Origin of the sequence: uncultured Thiohalocapsa sp., assembly GCF_913063425.1 — a bacterium.
GTDB lineage: Bacteria > Pseudomonadota > Gammaproteobacteria > Chromatiales > Chromatiaceae > Thiohalocapsa.
Genome location: NZ_CAJXYK010000026.1, coordinates 59182 through 84120, shown reverse-complemented (window position 1 = coordinate 84120; position 24939 = coordinate 59182). Strand labels below are relative to the sequence as shown.

Sequence of the window (24939 nt, the reverse complement as noted above, 5' to 3'; positions counted from 1 at the left end):
CGATCAGATCGTCCAGCCCAACCATGGAGCGCCGGTTGCCGAGCTCCGGCAGCGGCGGAAACCGGCCACGGTCCACGGCCTCAATGAGTCGCGCAAGGTTGCCCTTGACGCCGGGGCCATACACAAGACAGGGCCGGAGGTTGCAGACATGCAGGCCCTGCTCGCGTCCGGCACGCAGCACCAGTGCCTCTGCCTCGCGCTTGGAACGTCCGTAGGCGTCCGCGGGCCAGGCGTCCCAGGTCTCATCCACACAGCGCTCGCCGGGCTCCGCCGCGGCCTTGATACTGCTGAAGTAGACGAAGCCGCGCACGCCGGCGGTGACAGCCGCGTCCAGAAGCGCGGCCGTACCGGCCACGTTGACCTGCTTGTAGACGGCATCCGAGATGCCGGCGACGTCCTGCACGTGGGCGATGCCGGCCAGATGGAAGACGCCGTCGATGCCGTCCATGAGCCCAACCGGAAGCGGGTCGGTGCCGAGATCGCAAGTCAGGCGCTCATCCCAGGGCCCGTCCGCGGGCTGCCGCAACAGCGCGCGCACCCGATGGCCATCCGCGCGCAGGCGCCGGCACAGCGCGGTGCCGACGAAGCCGCCGGCGCCGGTGACGAGGTAGTGCGCGCCGCCTGCCTTGCTCATGTGCGCAACGCCGCCGGCTTGCCGAGCCGATTGCGGACACTGTCCAGCATCCCAAGCAAACAGCGCAGCCCGAGCCAAGCCTGCAGGAACAGAAACCCCTCCGCCGCGAAGCGCAGCCGCGTGAGTCCCATGGGGCCGGGTATGAACACTGTGTAGGCGCTGAACAGCATGATGATCCACAGGAACGCGTTGCCCGAGCGCAGGATCACCACGGCGCCCACCAGCGCGAGCGCCAACAGCCCTGCCCGCAGCGCCACCTCCGCCAGCACCAGCCAGTCCTGCCCGGCTAGGAAGATCTGGACCTTGCGGGCGAAGGATGCCTCGTCGATGGCGGAGAAGCGCACCCGGTCCGGTTGATGGCCGTAGGCGGCATAGGCATCCAGCAGGCCTGGCCCGAGCAGGGTCTTGAGCATGCCGATGACCCAGCGCTGGGCGTACACGACCGGGTATTGCAGGAGCTCTGCAAGTGCGGCCTGCTGCTGCACGTCCAGCTGCTCGACGGTGTTCAGTGGCTGGCCCGACTTGGCCTCGGCCGCGGAGACGGCCTGCTCGGCGAGCGCGGCGGCCTCCCGCTGGCCGTCCTGGAAGGGCAGCCCGCGGGTGACTTCCCAGAGGTACGGCAGGTGGTAGTTCACAAACATGTTGCTGGCCTGACCGGACAGGTAGGGCGTGCCGAACAGCATCTGGTTGCGGGCGAGCCAGGGGCTGAGTACGAGCGTCGTCACCAGCACCAGCACACCCGCACGGGCGAAGCCGATGCGGCGGAAGCGCGCGTGGACGACCAGCACCGGCGCAAAGACCACTGGCAGCAGGAAGGCCGCCGGCCGCACCCAGGCGGCGGTGCCTAGGAGCACGCCGGCGCTGACGAGCCAGGACCAGCGTCCGGTCCGCAAGTGCCAGCCGAGCGCGAAAATAGCCGGCACGATGAGCGCGAGGTTCAGGGTATCGCTCAGGATGAGCTTTGGGTAGGCGATGCCGCCGGGCTCGATGAGCAGAAAGACCGCCACCGCCCGCGCGAGCCCCAAGTCCAGCAGCGCGCGGGTACCGACGAAGAAGACGCTGACCGTGGCGAGGTACAGGACCTCCTGCGCCAGCACTGGCCAGAAGGTGCCCGTGACCCCGAGCCCCTGGAACAGCGCAAGCAAGGCAGGATAGCCAGGGGTGCGGAACACCTCCGGCCGATAGACGTCTTGGCTGGAGGAGAACCAACCGTGCTCCACCAGACCGGTCGCCAGCTGCAGGTACAGGGGAGAGTCCGGCTGCAACGGCTCACCGCCCAACGCCCAGAGCAGCAGCAGGAGCGCGAGCCGCAGCCCGAGCAGCACCATGACGGCGATGGCGAACAGCCGCGCCGTGTCGGCGGGCGTCGCGCTTCGGCGGGCTGCGGCGACACCGTTCATGCCACAGGCTCCCCGGGCTCCGCCGGCGCTCCGGGCTCCGCCTCGGCACGCGCCGCCAGCTCCCGGAAGGAGAGATGCCGGCGCGCCAGGAACAACGCGCCCACCGCCGTGACCGGAAGCCAGTGCCCGAGCAGGAACAGCAGGCTCGCCGCCAGCGCCGCCTCACGGTCGACGCCGAAGGGCGTCAACGCGAACACGAAGGCCGCCTGCATGGGCCCGACGAAGCCGGGCGCACTCGGCAGGGCCACGGCGAAGGCCGTGATGCCGATGGTGGCCATCGCCAGCGGTATGGCGATTGGCCCGGCGTAGGCATAGACCGCCAGCCAGGCTAACACCACGGCCAGCAGCCAGCGGCCGATGGAGTAGCCGATGAGTAACGCCGCGCTGGCCGGCGCCCGCATGGCGGAGAGACCTCGCTCGAACTGCCCCAGATAGATGCTCCCGCGCTCGCGAAGCGCCGCCGGCAGACGGGCGCTGCTCCACTGCCAGATCGCATCGATGCGCTGGGGCATGATCACGAATGCGGCAAGCAGCGCCGACAAGCCGAGCACCGCGGCGGCGGCGACCCAGGCGCTCAAGCGGAAGCCCGCCGGGGCCTCGGGCAGCAGGGCCAGCGCCGCGGCGTAGATCGCGAGGATGCCGATCAGATCCAGCAGGCGCTCCAGGGCAAGATTCATCAGCACACCGCTGCGGGACAGGCCCGCATCCCTGGCCAGCAGATAAGCGCGGATCAGCTCGCCCACGCGCAGCGGCAGCACGTTGTTCGCGGCGAAGCCGATCATCATGGAGGGCATGAGTGCGCGCACCGGGAAGCGCCCGAACGGCCGCAGCATCCAGGCCCAGCGTTGCGCATTGCTCGCGAAGAAGACGGCCAGCACGGCGAGAAAGGGCGGCAGCACCCAGAGATTGCCGCCGCGCAGGGTGTGCCAGAGCGCGCTGAGGTCAACGCCCCAGAGGGCATAGGTCAGGGTGGCGAGGGTGACGCCGCCGGCGATGCCGAGCTGGGCAAGGCGCTTCATCCGCCGAGGCGCACGGCATCGGCACCGTAGATGCCGCGCAGGCAGTCGGCGGCGGAGGCGATGTCCTCGTCCGCTTCGATGTGGCGGAACTCGGCGTTGCGGCCGACGCAGTGCAGGTTCGCAAAGCGCCCGAACAGGCTCTGCGCCTGAATTTTCGCCGCCTCGAAGCCACGGTCGTAGACGGGATAGCCGCAGCCTTCCGTGAGGACCATGCTGTCCAGCACATCCGCGCGCCGGACCAGCTGGTAGCGCTCCAGCGCGGCCAGCACGTCCTCCACCGGCTGCGGCGTCTCCACCGTGACCTCGGCGCAGAGCACCGTGCGATCCGTCGGCGCCAGATCCGGATGGAAGTGCTTGAACTCCGCCATGCGGTTGATCACCACCTCGGCATCGCCCCAGTAGACCCACTGATAGGGCATGGCCTGCGCCTTGGCGATGTGCAAATAGACCAGCTGCACGCGCTTGAAGCGCAGGTGCAGCTCGCCGCCCAGCATCCGCGCCAGACCGGTGGCGGGGATGGTTGAGAAGACGCGGTCGCAGGCGAGCCGGTGCTCGGCGCCGTCCTGGCGATAATGCACGGCGCTGATGCGGCCCTGGTCTTGCTCCAGCCCGGTGACCGGCGTCGAGAGGCGGATCTGGCCGCGGGTGCGCGCCGCCATGGCGTCGCAGATGCTCCCGTAGCCCCCTTGCTTGGGATACCAGAAGGTGCTGAAGAAGGTCTTGGACTGGCGCTTCAGCGCGTCCAGCAGTCCCGACGAGCGCAGTTTCTCCCGGCCCCAGACGGGCGAGATCTCGCCGGGCGGCACCCCGAACATCTTCTTGGTGTAGGGCTCGAAGAAGAAGTCGTACAGCCCCCGGCCGTAGCGGTTCAGCGCCATGGCCTCGAAAGAGTCTTCCGGCAGCTTGGGGCGGTTCAGGTAGCCCCAGACCAGCTTGAGGCCGATCTGCGGCGGGAAGCGCAGCAGCAGCTCGATGGGGTTGATGGGGTCCTGGATCTGCTTGTCCCGCATCAGGATGCGGCTGTGGCGCTGCAGCTCCCGCAGCGGCACCAGCTGTTGCACGGCCTGCAGCACGGCCTGGTCATGGGTGTGCAGCCGGTGCGGTGCGATGTCGCAGGAAAGCCCATGCCAGTCGAAGGTGCGCGCCAGGCCGCCGATGTGCGGGGCCGCCTCCAGCACCGTCACGCGCCTGCCCATCTCAGACAAGAGCCAGGCGAGCGCGAGGCCCGACACGCCGGCGCCGATGATAACGATGCGCTCATCGGCGGTGCTCACGCTGCCGCCATCCGTGCTGTCCAGGTTCAAACGGAATTTGCTCCCAACGTCAACTCATGATCGGGCCGCATCGCCGCAACGGCCCACGCTGGCCGCATTCTCGCACAAGGCCGACGAGCGCCGGCGGCGGGCGACGCCTGGGCTGGAGGCTTGGGCTGGAGGTTTGGTGCAGTCTCACAGCAGCCGCACCGCGGAGATCACCAATCCGGCGCTTGTGGCAATAAACCCGATCACCCAGAGGAACTGCCTGTCGTGGCGCTTGAGCATTTCGTCGAAACGCTTGTCCATTTGCTCGAAGCGCTTGTCCACTTGCTCGAAGCGCTTGTCCACCTGCTCGAAGCGCTTGTCCACCTGCTCGAAGCGCTTGTCCACTTGCTCGAGCCTCTTGTCGATTTGCTCAAAGCCCTGGCGCATCAGCTCGCGCTGATGCTTGAGCTCCTCTTCCACGCGAACCATCCGCTCGCGCAGCTCCAGCTCGTAGACCGCGGGCGGCTTGCCGAGGCTTTGCTCGGCAAGCCATTCGCCGAGATGGGCCTTGATGAAGCGGATGTCCTCTTCTGCCAGTGCCATTGGAATGTCTCCACCGCTTGGGTGTGCAGCTCAGCGTGCTTTGCGCTGGCCTTTGGTGGACTGCGCTGCGCTTGTCCACCCTACTGCGTGCGCTTTGGTGTTCCAGGGTGCGGCAGCGATGGTGAGAAACGCTCTTCGGGCCGATGTTGACGGGCGGCTGGGGATGGACGAGCGGTCGCGAAGTCCATCCGAGGCTGCTACCAGCGCCGTGGCTCGAAGCCGGCCGGGTTCTGCACCTCCATCAGCTCGTCGCCCACCGCGAGCACCAGAAAGCCGAGCTTAGTGGCATAGCGGACCACGCTGTCCTCGGCGGCCAGGGTGGCCAGGATGCCGACGACGGGGACCTCGCGATAGGCTGGGAAGAACTCCCGCAGCGCTTCGATTTCAGCCACCATGCGGTCGACATCGGCACTGCGCAGCGTCGCTTTGGTGCTGTTGACGCAGACGAGGGTGGGCGTGACGGCGATGGCGTCGAATTCCTTGGAGCGCCCCTCCGGGAGCTTGCGCCTGCGCCGCACGGAGAGGTCGATGATGTCCTCGGCAAAGGTTTCCCGGATGATCTGCGACAGGCTCGGCACCACCAGATCCTCGACGATGGTGCCGAGGCGGTTGGCCATGTCGCCCCACTTGCGGTTCAGCTCGCGGTGCTCGCGGCGGGTTTCGTCCTTGAACTCGCGCATCTCGCGGCTCAGCCGTGCAAGCTCTTCTTGTGTGCGGGCTGACTGGAAGGCCAGCTCCTGCATGGCGTCTTCGAGGGTCGCCACCCGCGGTGCCAGGGTTGAGGATTCCGTCATGATGGGCTCGTGTGTGCAGTGAGCAACGCGTCTGTTGACACCCCAAAGATTACCATTGATCTGTTGACGAGCGCTCACCGCGGAAGACGCACTGTGCTCGCCGTTCGGCGGCTTTCCCATTCCCAGAGGAGATCAGCTTCTCGCCAAACGCGGGAAGCTGCGCCGGCCGGTGGGCGCGGCGGGTCAGTGAGGGCCGTGCGTCCCCTTGCGCACCTGGTCCAGCGCCAGCAGCTCCGACAGCAGCATTTGGAGGGTGTCCAGCCGGAGAGAGTTCGGGCCGTCGCTCGCGGCGTTGTCCGGGTCGTCGTGCACTTCCATGAACAGTCCCGCCACACCGACGCCGACGGCAGCGCGGGCGATCACCGGCGCGTATTCGCGCTTGCCGCCGGAGGCATTGCCAAGCGCCCCCGGCATCTGCACCGCGTGGGTGGCGTCCATGACCACCGGATAGCCGGTCCTGGCCATTTCGTACAGGCTGCGCGGGTCCACCACCAGATTGCCGTAGCCAAAGGTTACGCCGCGCTCCACCAGGGCCATCCTGGTGCAGCCGGTGGACTCCAGCTTGACCACCACATTGGCCATGTCCCAGGGCGCCAGGAACTGGCCCTTCTTGACGTTGATGGTGCGCCCGTACTCCGCGGCGGCCTCCCCCACCGCCAGCACGAAGTCCGTCTGTCGGCAGAGGAATGCGGGGATCTGCAACATGTCCACCACCTCCGCCACCGGCCGGCACTGCGCCTCGGTGTGCACGTCGGTGAGCACCGGGCAGCCGACGGTATCGCGGATCTCGGCGAGGATGGCGAGGCCCCGCGAGAGCCCGACACCGCGCCGGCCTGACAGGCTGGAGCGGTTCGCCTTGTCGAAGGACGCCTTGAAGATGTAGGGGATGCCCAAGCCGGCGCAGATGGCCGAAATCTCCCGTGCCAGCGTCAGCGCATGCTCGCGGGATTCGATCTGGCACGGTCCGGATTGCAGGACGAAGGGCAGGTCGTTGCCGAGCGTGACGGCGTCGGTGACGGCGATGTGCTTGCTGGGCTGGGTCATCTCGGGCGGTGCATCCGGTCAGGTGTGTCAACGCCCGGATGCTACAGACCCCAGCGGTGCCGGACAATGTTAGGCTTGGGATTGACGATCAGGGACTTATGGAGACACCGACGATTGGCCGTACCCTGAGCCGCCAAGCACGAGGAGCCGCATCATGAGCACCGTTATCGAGCCGACTCATGCGCGGTCGAGGCCGGAAGACGGCCCCGTCCAGCGCATCCTGTTGGAAGGCGTCCCGTGGGCGCGCTACGAGCAGCTGTCGGACTGCTTCCCGGACAGCCGCGCATTGCGTCTCACCTACATCGACGGGAGCCTGGAGATCATGTCGCCGGTCGGTCCAACACACGAGAACTGGAAGATCACCATCTGCTACCTGTTGGAAGCTTACCTGGACGTGAAGGGCATCCGTTTCTATGGCCGCGGCGGCTTCACCCTCAAAGAGACCGGCCGCGCCGGCGGCGAGCCGGACGCGTCCTACTGCATCGGCACCGACAAGCCGGAGCCCGATCTGGTCGTCGAGGTGGTGGACACCAGCGATGCCTTGAGCAAGCTGCCGTTGTACGGCGCGCTCGGCATCCCGGAGGTCTGGCTGTGGCGCCGGGAGCAGTTGGAAATCTATGTCCTTGATAAGCTGGACGCGCAGTCAGATCTTGGCTATCGGCTCAGCGACAGGAGCGGCCTGCTGCCGGAGCTGGATGTCGAGCTGCTCGCGGCGCACGTGCGCATGCCCGATCAGTACGACGCAGTGCGGGCGTTTCGGCAGGCAATTGCGCCTTAGTTGTGGCGGCGACACCCGTCGCGACCCCCACAGCAGCGCTGCCGTCGCGGCCAGAGGCCGCCCCCACGTTGCCCAGTCTGCGCGTGTGCGAGCGACATCCCTGTAGCAACAGCGACCATGAAGTACTCGCTGCGCTGTCGCAGCGCTATCGCCCGCCGGCAAAGAGTGCCCGCCAGAAGAGCGCAAAGCTCATCACCAGCATCCCCCCCGCGGCGGCCGGCAGCAGCCAGGGCAGCTCCGCCCAGGGCTCGCCGAACAGCAGGATGGCGCTGGCAAAGCCCGCAAGCCCGAGCGCGCCGAAGGTGGCCAGCAGCCGGCGGTTGTTGTCGCCGAGGTTCTGGCGGATGGCCTTGAGGTCCCCGGTGGCGCCCTCCGGGTAGATGGCCGCCTGGGCCTCCAGCTGGTCGATGATGCGGGTGAGCGCCACCGGCACCTCGGGCAGCCGCTCGGCGAGCGCCGGCCAGTTGTAGGCCGTGCGCTCCAACAGCCGGCGGGCGCCGATCTGCTCACGCATCCAGCGCTCCATGAAGGGCTTCGCGGTGGTCCACAGGTCCAGCTGCGGGTAGAGCTGGCGGCCCAGGCCCTCGATGTGGATGAGCGTCTTCTCCAAAAGCACCAGCTGCGGCTGAATCTCCATGTCGAAGCGCCGGGCGGTCTGGAACAGGTTCACCAGGAAGCTGCCGAAGCCGATCTCGGCGATGGGCTTCTCGAAGATGGGCTCGCATACGGTGCGGATGGCGGACTCGAACTCCTCCACCCGGGTGCCCCGCGGCACCCAGCCGGACTCCAGGTGCAGCTCGGCGACGCGGCGGTAGTCGCGCCGGAAGAAGGCGAGCAGGTTCTCGGCGAGATAGCGCTGGTCCTCTTTCGTCAGCGTGCCGACGATGCCGAAGTCAACGGAGATGTAGCGCCCGGACGGCTCCACGAAGATATTGCCCGGGTGCATGTCGGCGTGGAAAAAATTGTCCCGGAACACCTGGGTGAAGAAGATCTCCACCCCACGGGTCCCGAGCCGGCGCATGCTGATGCCCTGGGCCTTGAGCTGGTCCACGCGGGAGACGGGCGTGCCGTAGATGCGCTCCATCACCATCACGTTCGGCCGGGTCCAATCCCAGTACACCTCCGGGATGTACAGATCCTCGCTGTGCCTGAAGTTGCGCCGCAGCTGCGAGGCGTTGGCCGCCTCGCGCTGCAGATTCAGCTCGTCGAGGATGGTCTTCTCGTACTCCCGCACCACCTCCACCGGCCGCAGGCGCCGACCGTCGGGCCAATAGCGCTGCGCCAGGCCTGCGAAGACGTACATCAGCTCCACATCCCGGCGGATGGTCTTCTCGATGCCCGGGCGCAGCACCTTGACGATCACCTCGGTGCCGTCCTTGAGCTCCCCCGCGTGCACCTGGGCGATGGACGCAGAGGCCAGCGGTGTCTCGTCAAAGGCGCCGAGCACCGCCTCCACCGACTGCCCCCAAGCCTGCTCGATGAGCCGGCGCGCCTCCGGCCCCGGAAACGGCGGCACCCGGTCCTGGAGCTTGGCGAGCTCTTCGGCCATGTCCACCGGCAGCAGGTCCACGCGGGTGGACAAGAGCTGGCCGAACTTGATGAAAATGGGTCCCAGCTCCTCCAGCGCGAGCCGCACCCGCACCGGGAAGGGCGGCAGATCCCGCTTCACCCAGTTCCAGGGCGCGAGCCGCACCAGAAAGCGCAGAGGGCGCAGCGGCGGGATGGACACCACCACCTCGTCCAGGCCGTGCTTGAGCAGCACCAGATTGATGTGCAGCAGGCGCAGGGCCTGCGGAATGCGAAGCATGGTCTCGGCGTGGGTCCTGTGGGCGGGGTCCGGCGCGGATGGCGGGAGGGTGCAGCGGCGCGGGGCTGCTGCCGGGGTGCGCGATTGCCCGGATGGTTATGGTACCTGGATGCTGGTGTGCGGGCGGCTTGGAGGGGCGGCGTCGTCAGACCCGGAAAGCCGCCCGGCGCCTGCATCGCTCACGCGCGGCGGCGCTGCTCCAGCCGCTCCACCCGCGCCGCGAGCCGCTCCACGTCGTCGCGCAGCGTATCCACGGCGGCGAGGAAGGCGTCAAGCTCCTGCCGGCTCGGCACCACTGCGGCTTCTTCCTGAAGATACTCGCGCAGGTTCTCCCGAGTGATGCCGCGACTGCGGGCCGCCCAGCGCTCGCCGGCGCGCACCCGGTCCATGAGTTGGTGCGCCAGGGTGTCGCCCAGGAGCTTGGAGAGCTGCTCCTCCCAGTCGATGTCGAGCCCCTGGAAGACCTCGCCCAGGGTCTGCGCCAGGCGGTTGTCGCCCTCGATGCGGATCGACCCCGCGAACACCGCATCCTCCCGGTGCTCCGCCGTCACCATGCCGAGCAGCGCGATGGGGCTGCCGTGCACGACGCAGTCCGGCGGGGCCTCATAGCTTGCGTACAGGAACAGCCTGGATTCCCCCGGCATCACATAGATGCGGGTGCCGAAGCCCGTCAGCACCACCTCCAGCAGCTGGCCCTGCACCTTGGTGAGGCGTGCGGCGCCCTCGGGGTCCAGCGCCAGCACCCGGTTGACGACGGTCTCGGCGGCGGCGAGCAGCGCATCCGGCAGCTGGATGCCGTCGCCGGCGGCGCCCGCGGTGGCGGTGTCTGTGTCGACGTCGCTGGTCATAGCTTGTAGCCGCGGTGGATGGCGACGATGCCGCCGGTGTGGTTCTCGTAGCTCGCACGCTCGAAGCCCGCCTGCTCCAGCATGCCGAGCAGGGTTTCCTGATCCGGATGCATGCGGATGGACTCGGCCAGGTAGCGGTAGCTCGCCGAATCCCCAGCCACCAGGCGCCCGAGCGCCGGCAGCACCGCGAAGGAATAGGCGTCGTAGGCCTTCTCCAGCGGCTTGGTGGTGGGGTGGGAGAACTCCAGGATCAGGGCCCGCCCGCCCGGGCGCAATACCCGGTACATCTCGTTCAGTGCCAGCTGCTTGTGGGTGACGTTGCGCAGCCCGAAGCCGATGGTGATGCAGTCGAAGCTGTGCGACGCGAAGGGCAGGGCCTCGGCATTGGCCTGCACATAGTCCAGGTTGCCGACGATGCCGGCGTCCACCAGCCGGTTGCGGCCCTGCTCCAGCATGGCCTGGTTGATGTCGGACATCACCACCTCGCCCGCCTCGCCCACGCTGCGCGCGAAGCGCTCGGCCAGATCTCCGGTGCCGGCGGCGAGGTCCAGCACCCGCTGGCCGCGGCGCACGCCGGCGAGCTCCACCGTGCGCCGCTTCCAGAGCCGATGGATGCCGAGCGACATCAGGTCGTTCATCAGATCGTAGCGGCTCGCCACCGAGTCGAACACCGCCCGCACCCGGTCCTGCTTCTCGCGGACCGGGACTTCCTCGTAGCCGAAATGTGTCTTGTCGTCGGACATGCGTGGGACCGCTCGCGAATGTGGGCGCCTATTCTAACCAGGCCCGCGTGACGCCGCAGGCGGCGCCTCGTCAGCGGCATGCGTCGGCGGCACGGCACCCGCGGCCCGCCGTCCGGCCGACAGCACATGACCGCCCGCGCGGCACGGGCTGCCGCCTGCCGCCTGCACCCGGGCGCGCCGCTGCATGCAGAGGTTGGGCGCCGCTTGACCCTGCACAACTCCAACGGCACCCGCCTCGGGCAATCTATGGTGCAGCGTCCGCTGACGTTGCTATACTGTCAAACATTCTTGACATCAGGCTAGGTTGACACGTGACGACGGTACCCCCGCGCGTTCCCACCGATTTGCCCGCCGCGGCTGCCACCGCGACGGGCGGTAAGCCACACGCCATCGTGGTCGGCAGCGGCTTCGGCGGGCTCGCGGCGGCCGTCCGGCTCGCCTACCGCGGCTACCGGGTCACGGTGCTGGAGAAGCTGGACAAGCCGGGCGGACGCGCCTACGTGCACGAGCGCGACGGTTTCAAGTTCGATGCCGGCCCCACCATCATCACCGCGCCCTTCCTGTTGGAAGAGCTGTGGGAGATGTGCGGGCGGCGCTTCGCCGACGACATCGACCTGCGGCCGATGGACCCCTTCTATCGCATCCGCTTCGACGACGGCACCACCTTCGACACCAACGCCGACGAGGCCGCCATGCGCGAGCAGGTGGCAAAGCTGTCACCGGGCGATGTCGCGGGCTACGAGCAATATCTCGAAGAAAGCCGCAAGATCTTCGAGGTGGGCTTCGTGGAGCTGGGCCACGTGCCGTTCACGAAGTGGACCGACATGGCCCGCATCGTGCCCAAGATGATGGCGCTGCAGAGCTACCGCAGCGTCTATGGGCTCGTGTCCAAGTACGTGAAGGACGAGCGGCTGCGCACGGCGCTGTCGTTCCACCCGCTGCTCATCGGCGGCAATCCCTTCTCCGTCAGCTCCATTTATGCGCTGATCTCTTATCTGGAGCGGCACTGGGGCGTGCACTCCGCCATCGGCGGCACCGGCGCCATCGTCGACGGGCTCGTGAGCCTCATCGAAGGCCAGGGCAGCAGCATCCGCTGCAACGCGGAAGTCGCGGAGATCACCACCGAGTACCGCAAGGCCACAGGCGTGCGGCTGAAGAGCGGCGAGGTGATCCCTGCGGACATCGTCGTCGCCAACTCGGACTTCTCCTGGACGCACAAGCACCTGCTGCCGAGCGTCAAGCGCCGCAAGTGGCCGGATTGGCGGCTCGACGTGTCCCGCTATTCCAACGGTCTGTTCGTCTGGTACTTCGGCACCACGCGCCAGTATCCGGACGTGCCGCATCATTCGATCCTGCTCGGGCCGCGCTACCAGGGCCTGCTCAGCGACATCTTCCACAAGAAGCAGCTCGCGGACGACTTCAGCCTCTACCTGCACCGGCCGACGGCCACCGACCCGAGCGTAGCGCCGGCGGGCTGCGACACCTTCTACGTGTTGGCCCCGGTGCCGCATCTGGACGGCGACACCGACTGGGACGAGCGCGCCGAGCCCTATCGCCAGGCCGTCGAAGCCTACCTGGAGCGCACCGTGCTGCCGGGGCTTAAAGAGCACCTGGCCACGTCGCTGGTGACGACCCCCATCGATTTCCATGAGCGCCTGTTGTCGTACAAAGGCGCCGCTTTCAGCCTGGAGCCCGTCCTCTGGCAGAGCGCCTGGCTGCGTCCACACAACAAGAGCGAAGAGGTGGAGCACCTGTACTTCGTCGGCGCGGGCACGCACCCCGGCGCCGGTGTCCCTGGTGTGATTTCCACCGCCCGCGTACTCGACAAGGTGGTGCCCGATGCTGATGTTTTCGCAAACTGAGCGCTGTTTCGCGGACCCGGCCGACCTCGCCGCCTGCCGGGCGTTGCTGAGCAACGGCTCGAAGTCCTTCCACGCCGCGTCCTTCTTCCTGCCCAAGGCCGTGCGTCAGCCGGCGTCGGCGCTGTACGCCTTCTGCCGCATCGCCGACGACGCCATCGACTGCCGCGACGATCAGGCCGCAGCGCTGGCCGAGCTGCACGCCCGCCTGGACCGCATCTACGCGGGCGAGCCCGAGCCGCACCCGGTGGACCGCGCCTTCGCCGGTGCCGTGAAGCGCTTCCACATGCCCCGGGAGCTGCCGCTGGCGCTGCTGGACGGCTTTGCGTGGGACGCCGAGGGCCGCAGCTACGACAGCATGTCCGGCGTGCTCGACTACTCCGCCCGCGTGGCCGCCGCCGTCGGCGCCATGATGACGGCGCTCATGGGCGTGCGCGCCCCGACGGTGCTGGCCCGCGCCTGCGATCTCGGCTCCGCCATGCAGCTCACCAACATCTGCCGCGACGTGGGCGAGGACGCGCGCAACGGGCGCATCTATCTGCCGCTCGACTGGCTGCGCGACGCGGGCATCGACCCGGAGGCCTTCCTGGCCAGGCCGCGCTTCACGCCTGCCCTCGGCGAGGTGGTGGAGCGGGTGCTGACGCTCTCCGAGCAGCTCTACCAGCGCGCCGAGACCGGCATCGCCAGGCTCCCCGTGGGCTGTCGGCCGGGCATCTACGCCGCGCGTCTGCTCTATGCCGAGATCGGTCACGAGGTGGCGCGCAACGGCTTCGATTCCGTCTCGCAGCGGGCCGTCGTATCCAAGGCTCGCAAGATGGCCTTGTTGAGCCAGGCCATTGCCGCGACCCCCTTCCCGGGCGGAGACTGTGACGCACAACCCTTGGAGGAGAACCGCTTCCTGATCGATGCCGTGGCGGCGGCGCCTGCGCTTCCGGGCCGCGACGCCACGGGCCGCCCGCGCATCGGTCAGAAGGTGGTCTGGCTGTTGGACCTGTTCGAAACCCTGGAGGAGCGCGACCGCATGGCCCAGAGCGTGGGCCAGTCCATGGACCGGCTCAGCGGCCACATGCTCCCCGCCACGCGTACTGGAGGCTGACCAATGCGCTACTACCTCGGAGCCGTCTGCCTGATCATCGGTATCTGGTACATCTACGCGGCCATCAACCACCGCAAGAAGGTGCTCGCCGCCCGCGAGCGCGCCGCCGCCGCCGGCCAGGAGCAGAAGATTGACCCGGCGCTCGCCTCCATGGGCACCACCATGCTGCCGTTCTACGCCATGTACGGCGCCTTCGCCTCGCTGCTGCTGGTGGGCGGGTTCTTCCTCTCCGACCTCAAGCTCTACCTCTCCGTGGTGGACCTCTTCGGCCTCATCGTACTGGTGGTGGGCTACAGCGTCTTCATGGTCATGAAGACCGCTTACTCGAAGCTCGGACTGGACATGTCCCAGCCCGCCTGACCTGGGGCGGGCAGCCGGCCCGCCAGCGGTCCGACCCACTGTCAGCGCCGGCAGCCCATCGGGCCGCCGGCGTTGCTTGTTTGCACAGCTCCCACGCAACGGGAACCACGCAAACGGGGACGGTATACGCAATCTGCGAGCATCATCCGGCCGGCGAGCCCGAGGCGCTGCTCAGACAAGGCGAGTCCAAGTCGAGCAGACCGCTGCCGCGACCGCCTGTTGTTGGTACCAAGGCCCCAGGAGCGCCTTCCGCTTCTGCGCCTGGAGTGTCGCCGGGTCGAATGTACGGAGCTTGTGCATCGCGTAGAGCTCCGGCAACACCAGCACCAGCAGGTTGGCCCGCAGCAACGGCCAGCGGCGGGCGCCGCTCTCGTCGCGAGTGAGGCCCGCGAGCCAGAGAGAGGAGCCGCGTCGTCGGCACCACAGCAGGGGGGCAGCCCCCGGCAGGGCAACCGCGGACAGGCGGGCGCCGCGACAGAGAGCAGCCCGGCCGCGAGGGCGAGCGGCATCAGCCGCCGCAGCGGCGAACCCGCAGGCGTGCCCCCTGGGGGCGCCGAGTTGTACTCGGCCCCTCCGCCACGCCGCCGCCGACGCCGACTGGAAGTCGGCGGCCCCGGGCCGCACCGCCTGGGGGCGCCGAGTTTTACTCGGCCCTCCGCCACACCGCCGCCGACGCCGACGCCGACTGGAAGTCGGCGTCCCCAGGCCGCACCGCCTGGGGGCGCCGAGTTTTACTCGGCCCTCCGCCACGCCGCCGCCAACGCCGACTGGAAGTCGGCGGCCCCAGAGCGCACCGCCCTGGGGGCGCCGAGTTGTACTCGGCCCTCCGCCACACCGCCGCCGACGCCGACTGGAAGTCGGCGGCCCCAGAACGCACCGCCCCGGGGGCGCCAAGCCGCACCCGCCGATCATCACCAGGCAATCCGCTCCCCGTGCCGGAAGAACCCACCGGTAGGCCCATCGGGGGGTAGGGTCGCGGCCCAGACGATGCCGCGGGCGCCTTCCTCCAGCGACAGCGTCGCGCTCGGCCCACCCATGTCGGTGCGCACCCAACCCGGGCAGACGGAGTTGATGCGGATGTCCGTGCCCTGAAGCTCGTCGGCGAAGATGCGGGTCACAGCGTTGAGGGCGGTTTTCGAGAGCCGGTAGCCCGGGCAGCACCCGTTCATGTCGCTCAGCTGGCCCATGCCGGAGGAGACGTTGACGACGCAGCCGCGGCCCTCCAGGAGCGGGATCAGCTGCTGACAGAGCCGCAGCGCCGCGAGCGTGTTGGTCTCGAAGGCGCTGCGGATAGTTTCCAGCTCCGCGTCGAAGATGCTGGAGCCGGGCTGCCCCGGCCCCGGGTCGGGGAAGATGCCGGCGTTGTTCACCAGGGCGTCGATGCGACCGTAGTCGCGCTTCAGCAGGTCGCGCAGCTCGCGGATGGACTCGGCGGCGGTGACATCGAGCCGCACAAAGCGCACGTCGGCGCCGTCAGCGGCGAGCTTCTCAGCGGCGGCGCGGCCTTCGGCCTCCCGGCGCGCGGTGAGCACAATGCGCCAGCCCTGGCCGGCGAGCTGGCGGGCGGTCTCCAGCCCGAGCCCACGATAGGCGCCGGTGACAACGGCGATGGGGGATGCGGTCATGGTCGGGTCCTCTTGGTGGTGGTCTGTCTTCACTGCTCGGGCGCTGCGAACCGGCGCGCGGGCTGCACCAGCCCGGGCCTGGGCATCAATGGCGGCGCTGCTCGTCGTCGTCGCCGTGACCTTCCAGCCAGTCGCGCCCAAGCTCATCGCCTGCAGGCTCTGAGATGCGGTGGCTCTCATCCAGCCAGTCCCCCAGATCGATGAGCCGGCAGCGCTCGCTGCAGAACGGGCGCCATTTCGACTCGGGCGTCCAGGGCACCGGCCGCTGGCAGGTGGGGCATTTGACGGTGACGGTCATGGGCACCTCGTTTTCAGCTTGCGCCCGGCGCGTGTCTCTGGTGTCCGACTCGCGAGCCTCAACCGCAGGCCCGCTCGGATCAAGCGGCCCGTGCGCGGGGGGCAGCCGACGCGGCCTACGGGATCAGCACCCGGGGCGCCGGGCCGGCGCGCGGGTGCAAGGTTGCGCCAATGTTAAACTTGGGCGCAATCCGCGGCGGCACCACGGCCATCCGCACAGCGACGGCGCATCGCCCCTGTGCGGTGGCTGCCAGCCCTCGCCGGCGCGTCGATCAGGCGCAGCGGCGCCGCCCGCAACCACCAGTCGCATCCAGCAACAGAGGACACCATGGCCGGACACAGCAAATGGGCCAACATCAAGCACCGCAAGGCGGCGCAGGACAAGAAGCGCGGCAAAGTCTGGACCAAGCTGATCCGCGAGGTCACCATCGCCGCCCGGGAAGGCGGTGGCGACCCCAACGCCAACCCGCGCCTGCGCCTCGCCATGGACAAGGCTTTCGGCGCCAACATGCCCAAAGACACCGTCGACCGCGCCATCAAGCGCGGCGCGGGCGAAGAGGGTGTCGAGGACTATGAGGAGATCCGCTACGAGGGCTATGGTCCGGGCGGCGTGGCCATCATGGTCGACTGCATGACCGACAACCGCAACCGCACCGCCGCGGAGGTGCGCCACGCCTTCACCAAGCACGGCGGCAATCTGGGCACCGACGGCTCCGTGGCCTATCTGTTCAGCAAGCAGGGCATCATCAGCTTCCAGCCCGGCACGGATGAGGACAAGGTCGTGGAAGCGGCACTGGAGGCGGGCGCCGAGGATGTCGTGGTCAATGACGACGAGTCCCTGGACGTCATCACCACCCCGGAAGAATTCAGCAGCGTCTGCGCGGGGCTGACCCAGGCCGGCTTCGACACCAGCGTCTCGGAGGTCACCTACAACGCGGCCACCAACGCCGAGCTGGACCGTGACACCGCCGAGAAGCTGCTCAGGCTGGTGGACATGCTGGAAGACCTCGACGACGTGCAGGAGGTCTACCATAACGCCGATATCGCGGATGAGATTATGGCGGCGCTCGACGCCTAACCGCGCTGCGCCCCCGCGCTGAATCCGGCATGCAGCCACCACAAGGCAGAAGCGGCCTCGCATCTCGGGCAACGTGCCCGCTGCGACCTGCTGGGGTGGGGGCCGGCACGGCCACCGCACTGCGCACTGAGCACGGCCCACAACCGTTGTGGGTTACGCCGGCCTGACCGACCAGTCCGATGGCCCCCTCGCCGCCCCTGCGCCACCGCATCCTCGGCATCGACCCCGGCTCCCGCAACACGGGCTTCGGTGTCATCGACAGCGACGGTCGGCAGAGCCGCGTGGTGGCGAGCGGCTGCATCCGCGTCGGCCAGCATCCCTGGCCGGAGCGGCTCGGGCTGATCTTCGACCGTGTGGCGGACCTCGTCGCCGCGCACAAGCCGCATGACATGGCCGTGGAGCAGCTGATCTTCGCCCGCGACCCCACCGCGGCGCTCAAGCTGGGCCAGGCCCGCGGGGCGCTTCTCTGTGCTGGGCTCAAGGGCGGTGTGACGGTGCACGAGTACAGCCCCAAGTCCGTCAAGCTCGCGGTGGTGGGCAGCGGCGGTGCCGATAAGGCGCAGGTGCAGCACATGGTGCGCATCCTGCTGAACCTCCCGGGCCCGCCCGGGGAGGACGAGGCCGACGCCCTGGCCATCGCCCTGTGCCACGCCCACTCCCTCGGCATTCCCCAGCGCAAGCGGGCCGCCGCGAGCTGGCGGGATTTCCGGCCCTGAGCTGAGCTGAGCGGGTAGAACGCAGCGCGCCACCCTGCCCGGGTTGGTCTGCGGGCGGCTTCAGGCCGAGCTTACGACGGGCCACCCGCCTCCAGCGCCGCCAGGTCCTGATCCCGCATCCCGAGCAGATACAGGATGCCATCGAGCCCGACGGCGCCGATGGCGTGCCGGGCGCGCTCCTTCACCACCGGCTTGGCCCGGAACGCAATGCCGAGCCCGGCGATGGACAGCATGGGCAGGTCGTTGGCACCGTCGCCGACGGCGATGACCTGCTCCAGGCGGATGCCCTCGTGGGCGGCCAGCTCCCGCAGCAGCTGTGCCTTGCGGGCGCCGTCGACGATGGGGCCCGTCACCCTGCCGGTGAGCTTACCGTCCTGGAACTCCAGGTGGTTCGCGTGCACGTCATCCACGCCGAGCCGCCGCTTCAGGTGCTCGGCGAAGTAGGTGAAGCCGCCGGAGAGGATGGCGACGCGAAAACCGAGCGCCTTCAGCGTGCGGATCAGCCGCTCGGCCCCGTCGGTGATGGGCAGCCGCTCGGCGATGCCCGTCAGCACCGACTCCGGCATGCCCTCCAGCAGGGCCATACGCCGGCGGAAGGCCTCGCTGAAGTCGAGCTCACCGCGCATGGCCGCCTCGGTGATGGCCGCCACCTGCCCGCGCACGCCGGCGGCATCCGCCAGCTCGTCGATGACTTCGGTCTGGATCAGCGTGGAGTCCATGTCGAAGCACACCAGCCGGCGGTTGCGCCGGAAGACGTCATCTTCCTGGATGGCAATGTCCAGTTCCATGTCGGCGCCGAGCCCCAGGAACTCGCCATGCAGGGCACCCACGTCCGGCACCGGGCCTTTGAGCCAGAGCTGGATGCTGGCATGGCCCGTCTGCGCCGCCTCCGGGCGCCGGGAGATGCGCCCCGACAGCCGCGCGATCTGCTCGATGTTGAGCCCGTTGCGGGTCACCACCGCCGCCACCCGGGCGATGTGCTCCGCCGTGATAGCCCGCCCGAGCAGGGTGACGATGTGCCGCGGCTGGCCCTGCTCGCCCACCCAGTGCTCGTAATCGTCAGCGGCAACGGGCGTGAAGCGCAGGCTCAAGCCCAGCTCGTGGGCCTTGAACAGCAGGTCCCGGAACACCGGGCAGCCGCCGGCGTCGTCCGGCAGCTCCACCAGGAGCCCCAGCGCCAGGGTGTCGTGGATCACCGACTGGCCGATGTCCAGCACCGTTACCTCGTAACGCGCGAGCACCGCTGTCAGCGCCACGGTGATGCCGGGGCGGTCAGGCCCCGCGATATCGATTTGCAGAATCTCGGGCATATCGGGCCTCGCCGCCTGTGCACGCGGCCGGTTGTTGGCATTGGCGCACAGTTTAACGGGCGCGAGGAGGAGAGACAGGGAAGTACGAAATACGGAGTAAGAAGTACGAACTGCGGGGTGCGACAATGGGGACGGTATACTTATTTCGCCGCTGCTGAAGCCCTTCGCAGGGCCTAGCCGAGGGATGGAGATCCTGAGTTGTCGATATTCCGTCACCTCAATGGTTTCAGACGTTGCCATTTTCCGGCCTGACGTCCTCGCCGGGATTGAGGCCGGGTGGCGACGCTAGCGCCGCGGCGGCGGGTCCTGCGCCGGCGGCAACGCGTGCTCGCCGTCCTGCGGGTCGATGAGGCCCACCGGGCGGCCGGCGAGGCCGCAGTAGCCCCAGTCGTCGCTCGGGTTGTCCGGCGGCTGGCCGTCGCGTCGCGGCGTCGCCCAGCGCCAGGCCATGCAGTGGGAGCCCTTACAGCCGATGTTGATGGACTGAGTGCCGAGCAACGGGCAGGCGACCATCTTGGCGGTCTTCTCTTTGACGAGCATGGTGTGCGTCCGCTTTGCTGCGCGTGGATGGGAGCTCCAAACTCTAGCCCATCGCGCGGCGCCCGGCTGCATCAGTCGCGCGTCCCCTTGCCGCGGAAGCGCCGCTCGAACCCGGCGTCGTAGAGCTTCGAGCTCGCACCGGCCGCCCGCTGCCGGGCGCCCAGGGCCGGGCTCACCAGGATCATCGCCTGGCGCACGATGCCGGCGGCCCGGCAGCGCTCGGCGATGTCAGCGATGCTGCCGCGCAGCACCTGCTCCTCCCCAGGCCAGGTGGCCTTGTGCACCACCACCACCGGCGCATCGGCTGCCCAGCCGGCGGCCACCAGGGCCTCGGCGACGGCAGCGATGCGCTCGATGGACAAAAAGATGCAGAGGGTGCAGCCATGCCCCGCCAGCGCTGCGAAGGACTCCCCCGCCGGCATGGGCGTGCGCCCGGCGAAGCGGGTGAAGATGACGCTCTGGGTCACCTCCGGCAGGGTCAGGCACTCGCCGGCGGCGGCGGCGGAGGCCATGGCCGAGGACACACCGGGCACGATGCCCACCTCGATGCCCGCCGCATCCAGCGGACGCGCCAGCTCCGCCAGCACGCCGTAGAGGGTCGGGTCACCGGTCTGGAGCCGCACGACTGTCTCATGCTGCTCGGCGCGACTCAGCAGCCAGTCCGTCACCTGCGTGAGGTCCATGGACTTGGAGTCCGCAATCTCGCAATCTGCCGGCGCCCATTGCAGGGCCGTCTCCGCCACCAGGGAGCCCGTGTAGAGGATGGCGCCGGACCGTGCCAGCACCTGGGTGCCCCGCACCGTGATGAGGTCCGGCGCGCCCGGGCCGGCGCCGACGAACCAGACCTTACCCATGCCGCATCACCGCAGGACGCGGGGCCAGGGCACATGCAATACGCAAAGATGGCTGCAAAGGACTCACCTGTTGTCGATCATTGCCGCGGCGGCGCCTGCGGTGGACACTGACGCCTGTGGCGCCGGATGCGGCGAAGCGCCGGATTCTGTTGGCCGCTCCCACCGCTGTCAAACCACTGCCTGCCCTTGCCATCCCCAACCCGGATACCGGACGTGCTCGTCATCGGCGGCGGTGCCGCGGCACTCGCCGCGGCCATCGACGCCGCGGCGGCGGGCGCCTCGGTGCGGCTGCTGGATGCGGCGCCGCCGGCGCTGCTCGGCGGCAACACCCGCCATTCGCGCAACTTCCGCTGCAGCCACGACGCACCGACCCCCTGGACACCGGATGCCTATCCGCCCGCGCAGTTCCGTGCCGACGTGCTGCGCGCCACCGGCGGCGGCGCTGATCCCGTGCTGCTGGAGGCACTGGTGCAACAGAGTCGCGCGCTGCCGGATTGGCTGCTGGCGCAGGGTGTCGCGCTGCAAAGGCCGGCGCAGGGCCCACTGCCCTATTCACGCCGAACCGCGTTTTTTCTCGGCGGCGGCATGGCCGCTGTGCGCGCACTGGCGGACCGGGCGCTGGCCCTGGGCGTGGACATGGTCCCGGGCTGCGCCGCGCACGCGCTGGTGCTGCGCGGCCGACGCATGACGGCCGTGGTCACAGACCAGGGCAGCATGTCCGCCGGCGCCTGCGTGCTCGCCTGCGGCGGCGCCCATGCAGACCCGGCCTGGCTCGCCCGGCACTGGGGCGCCGCCGCCCGCGGCTTCGTCAACCGCGGCACGCCACATGTCCGCGGCGAGCTGCTGCAATGGCTGCTGGCTCAGGGCGCAGCAGCCGCAGGCGACCCGGCCGGGCTCTATCTGGTGGCCGTGGATGCCCGCTCTCCGGCGCACGACGGCGGCATCGTGACGCGCATCCGCGGCATGCCGCTCGGTGTCGTCGTGGACCGCCAGGGCCGCCGCCGCCACGACGAGGGCGCCGACACCGCCTCCACCCGCTATTCCCGCTGGGGCCAGCGGCTTGCGGCGTATCCCGAGCAGACCGGCTGGCTGGTGCTGGACGACCCCGGGCTGCGGGCGGCGCCGGCGGCGCTGTATCCGCCGCTGCGGGCACCGGACATCGCCTCCCTGGCGGTGCTCTGCGGTATCGATCCGGCGGGGCTTGAGGCGACCTTCACCGCCTACAACGCGGCTGTCAGGGCACCCGCGCAGTCGGACGCCGCCGCCGGCTGGCGCACCGCCTGCCTCGACCCGCCGAAGTCCGCCTACGCCCGGCCCATCCTCGAGCCGCCCTTCGCGGCCTACCCCATGCGTCCCGGGGTCACCTTTGCCCACCACGGCATCGCCGTGGACGCCTGCACGCGGGTACGATGGACGGATGGAACAGTGTTGGAGAACGCCTTTGCGGCGGGCATGCTCATGGCCGCGAACCTCATCCCGCAGGGCTACGTGTCCGGCCTCGCTGTGAGCATCTCCCTGGTGTTCGGGCGCATCGCCGGGCGTGCGGCCGTGCAGGCGGCGGGCCGTCCTGCTGCCCCCCTCCCCGAGCCAGACCAGGGGCACTTCGAGCGGGCAGAACCCGATCCCGCAGGCCCGGTCACATAAGCCCCGAGCATGCAGACCCGGACCCTCCCAACGGTTGATGCGGACGCCGCCGCCGAGGCCCGCCGGCAGCTCGCCATCTGCAACATCTGCGGCTATTGCAACGGCCTGTGTGCCGTGTTCAGCGCCGCCGAGCGCCGCCCCAGGCTCGCCGACGGCGACCTGGACCAGCTCGCCAACCTCTGTCACCACTGCCGCAGCTGCCTCTACGACTGCCAGTACGCCCCGCCGCACGCCTTCGCCATCAACCTGCCGCGGGCCCTGGCCCGACAGCGCCGGCAGAGCTATGCGCGCTATACCTGGCCACGGCCGCTGGCGGCGCTCTTTACCGGCGGCGGGCTGCGCGCGGGTCTGCCGGCGGCGGGCGTGGTGCTGGCGTTCACGCTGGCGGTGGTGCTCGCGGTGCCCGTGGAGGTCCTGTTCGGCGTGCACAGCGGTCCGGGCGCCTTCTACCAGGTGATTCCGTTCGGCGTCATGACCGCAGGCGCAGCCCTGTCCCTGGGCTTTGCGCTGCTCGCCGTCGGCATGGGCCTGCGCCGCTTCCGGCAGGCAACGGCAGCGACGCAACCGGCCGGCAGCCCCGGGTCCGCCGCAGGGCGAGCGACACTGGCCGTGCTCACGCTCGACAATCAGGCCGGCGGCGGCCCCGGCTGCGCCGACCTGGACCACCACCCATCCCGGCTGCGTCGGCGCTTTCACCACGCGCTGTTCTATGGCTTTCTGCTGTGCCTGGCATCGACACTGGTGGCCGCCGCCCGGCACCACCTGCTGGGAGAGGCCGCACCCTATCCGTTGCTGAGCGCGCCGGTGCTGCTCGGCACCGCCGGCGGCCTCGGCATGCTGGTGGGCGGCCTCGGCATGCACTGGCTGCGCCGCCGCGAGGACCCGACACCCACCGACCCCGACAGCCGCGGCGCCGACACGGCGCTCACCTGGCTGCTGCTCGCCGTCGCGGCCACCGGTCTCGCGCTGCTGGCGCTGCGCGGCACGGCGGCCATGGGCCTGCTGCTCGCGGTGCACCTGGGCACCGTGCTGGCGCTCTTCGTGCTGCTGCCCTACAGCAAAATGGTGCATGCGGTCTATCGCGGTGCGGCGCTGTGGCAGGACGCGCGCGAGCGCGATGGCACCTAGGAAAGCCGTGCGAGCCGCGTGTGGACGTCGAGGTCCACCCAGGTGGACAGAGGATGACCCGCTGCATCCAGACTACGTGATGGTTCAGAAACACGTTGAACACGGCAGGGCGGATAAGCGAACCGCATCCGCCGTCGCGGCCTGCGCCGACTGGAAGTCGGCGGCCCCAGGGGGCGCCGGCCCAGGGGGGAGCAACCGGGGCGCAGCGCCCGGTGCGCCCACCTGGGGGCGCCGAGTTTTACTCGGCCCCTCGCCCACCTGGGGGCGCCGAGTTTTACTCGGCCTCTCGCCCACCTGGGGGCGCCGAGTTTTACTCGGCCTCTCGCCCACCTGGGGGCGCCGAGTTTTACTCGGCCCCTCGCCCGCCTGGGGGCGCCGAGTTTTACTCGGCCCCTCGCCCGCCTGGGGGCGCCGAGTTTTACTCGGCCCCCCGCCTGCCTGCGGCGGGCAGACTCATCCAGCGGGCGCCACTGCCGACGGCAGCCGACGACATCTCCGCCGTTTCAGTTGTTTTTGAACCGCTCCTACGCGCCATGCCCAGCACAGGCACAGCCACCATCCTGATCCTCGGCGGCACCAGCGAAGGCTACGCGCTGGCCGAGGCCCTGGCCGCCCGTGACGGGCTGCGGGTGATCAGCTCCCTCGCCGGGCGCACGGCGGCACCCAGACGGCCCGCCGGCGAGCTGCGCATCGGCGGCTTCGGCGGCATCGCAGGACTCAGCACCTATCTGGCCCGCGAGCGCGTCGCCGCCGTCATCGACGCCACCCACCCCTTCGCCGCCACCATGGGCGTCCATGCGGCCGAGGCCTGCGCGCACGCCGACATCCCCCTGCTGCGCCTTGAGCGCCCCGCCTGGCAGCCCGGCCCCGGCGACCGCTGGGAGCGGGTCAACGACTGGTACGGCGCCGTGTTTGCGGTCCGGATGCTCGGCGCCCGCCGGGTGCTGCTCGCGGTCGGTCGCCAGGCGCTTGCGCCCTTCGCGCTGCTGGACGATGTCTGGCTCCTGGTGCGTTGCGTGAGTCGGCCGGAGCCGCTGCCCGCCTTCGCCCACGCCGAGCTGCTGCTGGACCGCGGCCCTTTCCACCTGGATGCGGAGCGGGCTCTGCTGCGGGAGCGCGCCATCGACTGCATCGTCTGCAAGAACAGCGGCGGCGACGCCAGCGCCGCCAAGCTCCAGGCCGCCCGCGAGCGCGCTATCCCGGTGGTGATGCGCGAGCGCCCGGCGCGGCCGGCATTGCCGACGGCGCCGAGCGTGGACGCCGCGCTCGCGTGGCTGGCAAAGCGGCTGTGAGCAGGCGTGGTCCCGGACGTGTGCTGTGCACCCGGCGCATGGGCGCGGCGGGGGCACCATCGCCGACAAAGGACCGGCTGCCCATCGACCGCAGCACCGACATGGCAACCCGGCGCCAGCCCTCGTCCCAGGCCGGGGAACCGGCTAAGCTGCTCCGCCATGAGCGCTCCGAGCCCCATCCGGTCCCGTGGCCCGGACTTTGCCCTGAAACCATCGCTGACATCGCCGC

24 protein-coding genes are annotated in these 24939 nt (G+C 69.5%); 9 read left to right on the top strand and 15 right to left on the bottom strand.

The window, feature by feature from the left end:
• From QZ607_RS15025 to kdsA, 7 genes are all read right to left on the bottom strand, one after another.
• Window positions 1–634, bottom strand: a 634-nt coding sequence (locus QZ607_RS15025; protein WP_295884172.1) for an NAD-dependent epimerase/dehydratase family protein, incomplete at its 3' end; no start/stop codon positions are given.
• A complete protein-coding gene (locus QZ607_RS15020; protein ID WP_295884169.1) occupies window positions 631–2034 on the bottom strand; it encodes a hypothetical protein in 1404 nt (467 codons plus the stop codon). The genes QZ607_RS15025 and QZ607_RS15020, both read right to left, overlap by 4 nt.
• Window positions 2031–3053: a lysylphosphatidylglycerol synthase transmembrane domain-containing protein gene (locus QZ607_RS15015; protein WP_295884168.1), complete on the bottom strand. Its 1023-nt coding sequence runs from the start codon at window positions 3051–3053 to the stop codon at window positions 2031–2033. Before QZ607_RS15015 ends, QZ607_RS15020 begins: the two co-directional genes overlap by 4 nt.
• Window positions 3050–4357, bottom strand: coding sequence for an FAD-dependent oxidoreductase (locus QZ607_RS15010; RefSeq protein ID WP_295884165.1), 1308 nt, complete (start codon window positions 4355–4357; stop codon window positions 3050–3052). Before QZ607_RS15010 ends, QZ607_RS15015 begins: the two co-directional genes overlap by 4 nt.
• 144 nt (window positions 4358–4501) lie before the next feature.
• Entirely contained in the window at window positions 4502–4897 is a 396-nt protein-coding gene (locus QZ607_RS15005) for a hypothetical protein (protein ID WP_295884163.1), read from the bottom strand.
• Between the two features lie 197 nt (window positions 4898–5094).
• Entirely contained in the window at window positions 5095–5691 is a 597-nt protein-coding gene (locus QZ607_RS15000; RefSeq protein WP_295884161.1) for a hypothetical protein, read from the bottom strand.
• 183 nt (window positions 5692–5874) lie between these two features.
• Window positions 5875–6735 carry a 3-deoxy-8-phosphooctulonate synthase gene (kdsA, locus tag QZ607_RS14995; RefSeq protein ID WP_295884159.1) on the bottom strand — a complete coding sequence of 287 codons (861 nt, stop codon included), beginning with the start codon at window positions 6733–6735 and terminating at the stop codon, window positions 5875–5877.
• A gap of 154 nt (window positions 6736–6889) precedes the next feature.
• Here kdsA and QZ607_RS14990 point away from each other — a divergent pair, with 154 nt between their 5' ends.
• The gene (locus QZ607_RS14990; RefSeq protein WP_295884157.1) at window positions 6890–7513 is read left to right on the top strand and encodes a Uma2 family endonuclease; all 624 of its coding nucleotides are present in this window, start codon (window positions 6890–6892) and stop codon (window positions 7511–7513) included.
• Between the two features lie 145 nt (window positions 7514–7658).
• Here the strand turns inward: QZ607_RS14990 and ubiB are convergent, their stop codons facing one another.
• The 3 genes from ubiB to ubiE all read right to left on the bottom strand — a co-directional run bounded on the left by ubiB (window position 7659) and on the right by ubiE (window position 10911).
• Window positions 7659–9320 carry a ubiquinone biosynthesis regulatory protein kinase UbiB gene (gene ubiB, locus QZ607_RS14985; protein ID WP_295884156.1) on the bottom strand — a complete coding sequence of 554 codons (1662 nt, stop codon included), beginning with the start codon at window positions 9318–9320 and terminating at the stop codon, window positions 7659–7661.
• A 179-nt stretch (window positions 9321–9499) separates the two neighbouring features.
• A complete protein-coding gene (locus tag QZ607_RS14980) occupies window positions 9500–10168 on the bottom strand; it encodes an SCP2 sterol-binding domain-containing protein (protein WP_295884153.1) in 669 nt (222 codons plus the stop codon).
• On the bottom strand, window positions 10165–10911 hold the full coding sequence (ubiE, locus tag QZ607_RS14975) for a bifunctional demethylmenaquinone methyltransferase/2-methoxy-6-polyprenyl-1,4-benzoquinol methylase UbiE (protein WP_295884151.1): 747 nt from the start codon (window positions 10909–10911) through the stop codon (window positions 10165–10167). The genes QZ607_RS14980 and ubiE overlap by 4 nt, the downstream gene beginning before the upstream one ends.
• A 344-nt stretch (window positions 10912–11255) precedes the next feature.
• Between ubiE and QZ607_RS14970 the strand changes: the two genes are divergently transcribed.
• The 3 genes from QZ607_RS14970 to QZ607_RS14960 are packed head-to-tail and all read left to right on the top strand — an operon-like array spanning window position 11256 to window position 14226.
• Window positions 11256–12773 (top strand): phytoene desaturase, encoded by a 1518-nt coding sequence (locus QZ607_RS14970; protein WP_295884179.1) that lies wholly within the window; start codon window positions 11256–11258, stop codon window positions 12771–12773.
• Window positions 12757–13866, top strand: coding sequence for a phytoene/squalene synthase family protein (locus QZ607_RS14965; protein ID WP_367268200.1), 1110 nt, complete (start codon window positions 12757–12759; stop codon window positions 13864–13866). The genes QZ607_RS14970 and QZ607_RS14965 overlap by 17 nt, the downstream gene beginning before the upstream one ends.
• 3 nt (window positions 13867–13869) lie before the next feature.
• The gene (locus QZ607_RS14960) at window positions 13870–14226 is read left to right on the top strand and encodes a hypothetical protein (protein WP_295884148.1); all 357 of its coding nucleotides are present in this window, start codon (window positions 13870–13872) and stop codon (window positions 14224–14226) included.
• 911 nt (window positions 14227–15137) lie between these two features.
• On the opposite strand, the gene QZ607_RS14955 is transcribed toward QZ607_RS14960, so the two are convergent.
• Both QZ607_RS14955 and QZ607_RS14950 read right to left on the bottom strand, forming a co-directional pair.
• Window positions 15138–15851, bottom strand: coding sequence for an SDR family oxidoreductase (locus QZ607_RS14955; protein ID WP_295884147.1), 714 nt, complete (start codon window positions 15849–15851; stop codon window positions 15138–15140).
• A gap of 85 nt (window positions 15852–15936) precedes the next feature.
• Window positions 15937–16149 carry a DNA gyrase inhibitor YacG gene (locus QZ607_RS14950; RefSeq protein WP_295884145.1) on the bottom strand — a complete coding sequence of 71 codons (213 nt, stop codon included), beginning with the start codon at window positions 16147–16149 and terminating at the stop codon, window positions 15937–15939.
• Window positions 16150–16476: 327 nt separating this feature from the next.
• Here QZ607_RS14950 and QZ607_RS14945 point away from each other — a divergent pair, with 327 nt between their 5' ends.
• Complete coding sequence (locus QZ607_RS14945) at window positions 16477–17226, top strand: YebC/PmpR family DNA-binding transcriptional regulator (RefSeq protein ID WP_295884144.1); 750 nt, start codon at window positions 16477–16479, stop codon at window positions 17224–17226.
• 179 nt (window positions 17227–17405) lie between these two features.
• On the top strand, window positions 17406–17942 hold the full coding sequence (gene ruvC / locus QZ607_RS14940) for a crossover junction endodeoxyribonuclease RuvC (RefSeq protein ID WP_295884141.1): 537 nt from the start codon (window positions 17406–17408) through the stop codon (window positions 17940–17942).
• Window positions 17943–18013: 71 nt separating this feature from the next.
• On the opposite strand, the gene serB is transcribed toward ruvC, so the two are convergent.
• From serB to cobM, 3 genes are all read right to left on the bottom strand, one after another.
• Window positions 18014–19252 carry a phosphoserine phosphatase SerB gene (gene serB / locus QZ607_RS14935; protein ID WP_295884137.1) on the bottom strand — a complete coding sequence of 413 codons (1239 nt, stop codon included), beginning with the start codon at window positions 19250–19252 and terminating at the stop codon, window positions 18014–18016.
• Between the two features lie 285 nt (window positions 19253–19537).
• Window positions 19538–19792, bottom strand: a complete 255-nt coding sequence (locus QZ607_RS14930; protein WP_295884135.1) for a hypothetical protein — start codon at window positions 19790–19792, stop codon at window positions 19538–19540.
• Window positions 19793–19863: 71 nt separating this feature from the next.
• The gene (gene cobM / locus QZ607_RS14925) at window positions 19864–20646 is read right to left on the bottom strand and encodes a precorrin-4 C(11)-methyltransferase (RefSeq protein ID WP_295884133.1); all 783 of its coding nucleotides are present in this window, start codon (window positions 20644–20646) and stop codon (window positions 19864–19866) included.
• A gap of 186 nt (window positions 20647–20832) precedes the next feature.
• Here cobM and tcuA point away from each other — a divergent pair, with 186 nt between their 5' ends.
• The 3 genes from tcuA to QZ607_RS14910 all read left to right on the top strand — a co-directional run bounded on the left by tcuA (window position 20833) and on the right by QZ607_RS14910 (window position 24710).
• Window positions 20833–22290 (top strand): FAD-dependent tricarballylate dehydrogenase TcuA, encoded by a 1458-nt coding sequence (gene tcuA, locus QZ607_RS14920; protein ID WP_295884131.1) that lies wholly within the window; start codon window positions 20833–20835, stop codon window positions 22288–22290.
• A 9-nt stretch (window positions 22291–22299) separates the two neighbouring features.
• Window positions 22300–23418, top strand: a complete 1119-nt coding sequence (tcuB, locus tag QZ607_RS14915) for a tricarballylate utilization 4Fe-4S protein TcuB (protein WP_295884130.1) — start codon at window positions 22300–22302, stop codon at window positions 23416–23418.
• Window positions 23419–23951: 533 nt separating this feature from the next.
• Window positions 23952–24710 (top strand): cobalt-precorrin-6A reductase, encoded by a 759-nt coding sequence (locus tag QZ607_RS14910; RefSeq protein WP_295884128.1) that lies wholly within the window; start codon window positions 23952–23954, stop codon window positions 24708–24710.
• Window positions 24711–24939: the final 229 nt, after the last annotated feature.

Coding starts and splice junctions, on each gene's coding strand:
- QZ607_RS15020 (WP_295884169.1), bottom strand. CDS start 2,034: ATGAACGGTGTCGCCGCAGCCCGCCGAAGCGCGACGCCCGCCGACACG.
- QZ607_RS15015 (WP_295884168.1), bottom strand. CDS start 3,053: ATGAAGCGCCTTGCCCAGCTCGGCATCGCCGGCGGCGTCACCCTCGCC.
- QZ607_RS15005 (WP_295884163.1), bottom strand. CDS start 4,897: ATGGCACTGGCAGAAGAGGACATCCGCTTCATCAAGGCCCATCTCGGC.
- QZ607_RS15000 (WP_295884161.1), bottom strand. CDS start 5,691: ATGACGGAATCCTCAACCCTGGCACCGCGGGTGGCGACCCTCGAAGAC.
- kdsA (WP_295884159.1), bottom strand. CDS start 6,735: ATGACCCAGCCCAGCAAGCACATCGCCGTCACCGACGCCGTCACGCTC.
- QZ607_RS14990 (WP_295884157.1), top strand. CDS start 6,890: ATGAGCACCGTTATCGAGCCGACTCATGCGCGGTCGAGGCCGGAAGAC.
- ubiB (WP_295884156.1), bottom strand. CDS start 9,320: ATGCTTCGCATTCCGCAGGCCCTGCGCCTGCTGCACATCAATCTGGTG.
- QZ607_RS14980 (WP_295884153.1), bottom strand. CDS start 10,168: ATGACCAGCGACGTCGACACAGACACCGCCACCGCGGGCGCCGCCGGC.
- ubiE (WP_295884151.1), bottom strand. CDS start 10,911: ATGTCCGACGACAAGACACATTTCGGCTACGAGGAAGTCCCGGTCCGC.
- QZ607_RS14965 (WP_367268200.1), top strand. CDS start 12,757: ATGTTTTCGCAAACTGAGCGCTGTTTCGCGGACCCGGCCGACCTCGCC.
- QZ607_RS14960 (WP_295884148.1), top strand. CDS start 13,870: ATGCGCTACTACCTCGGAGCCGTCTGCCTGATCATCGGTATCTGGTAC.
- QZ607_RS14955 (WP_295884147.1), bottom strand. CDS start 15,851: ATGACCGCATCCCCCATCGCCGTTGTCACCGGCGCCTATCGTGGGCTC.
- QZ607_RS14950 (WP_295884145.1), bottom strand. CDS start 16,149: ATGACCGTCACCGTCAAATGCCCCACCTGCCAGCGGCCGGTGCCCTGG.
- QZ607_RS14945 (WP_295884144.1), top strand. CDS start 16,477: ATGGCCGGACACAGCAAATGGGCCAACATCAAGCACCGCAAGGCGGCG.
- ruvC (WP_295884141.1), top strand. CDS start 17,406: ATGGCCCCCTCGCCGCCCCTGCGCCACCGCATCCTCGGCATCGACCCC.
- serB (WP_295884137.1), bottom strand. CDS start 19,252: ATGCCCGAGATTCTGCAAATCGATATCGCGGGGCCTGACCGCCCCGGC.
- QZ607_RS14930 (WP_295884135.1), bottom strand. CDS start 19,792: ATGCTCGTCAAAGAGAAGACCGCCAAGATGGTCGCCTGCCCGTTGCTC.
- cobM (WP_295884133.1), bottom strand. CDS start 20,646: ATGGGTAAGGTCTGGTTCGTCGGCGCCGGCCCGGGCGCGCCGGACCTC.
- tcuB (WP_295884130.1), top strand. CDS start 22,300: ATGCAGACCCGGACCCTCCCAACGGTTGATGCGGACGCCGCCGCCGAG.
- QZ607_RS14910 (WP_295884128.1), top strand. CDS start 23,952: ATGCCCAGCACAGGCACAGCCACCATCCTGATCCTCGGCGGCACCAGC.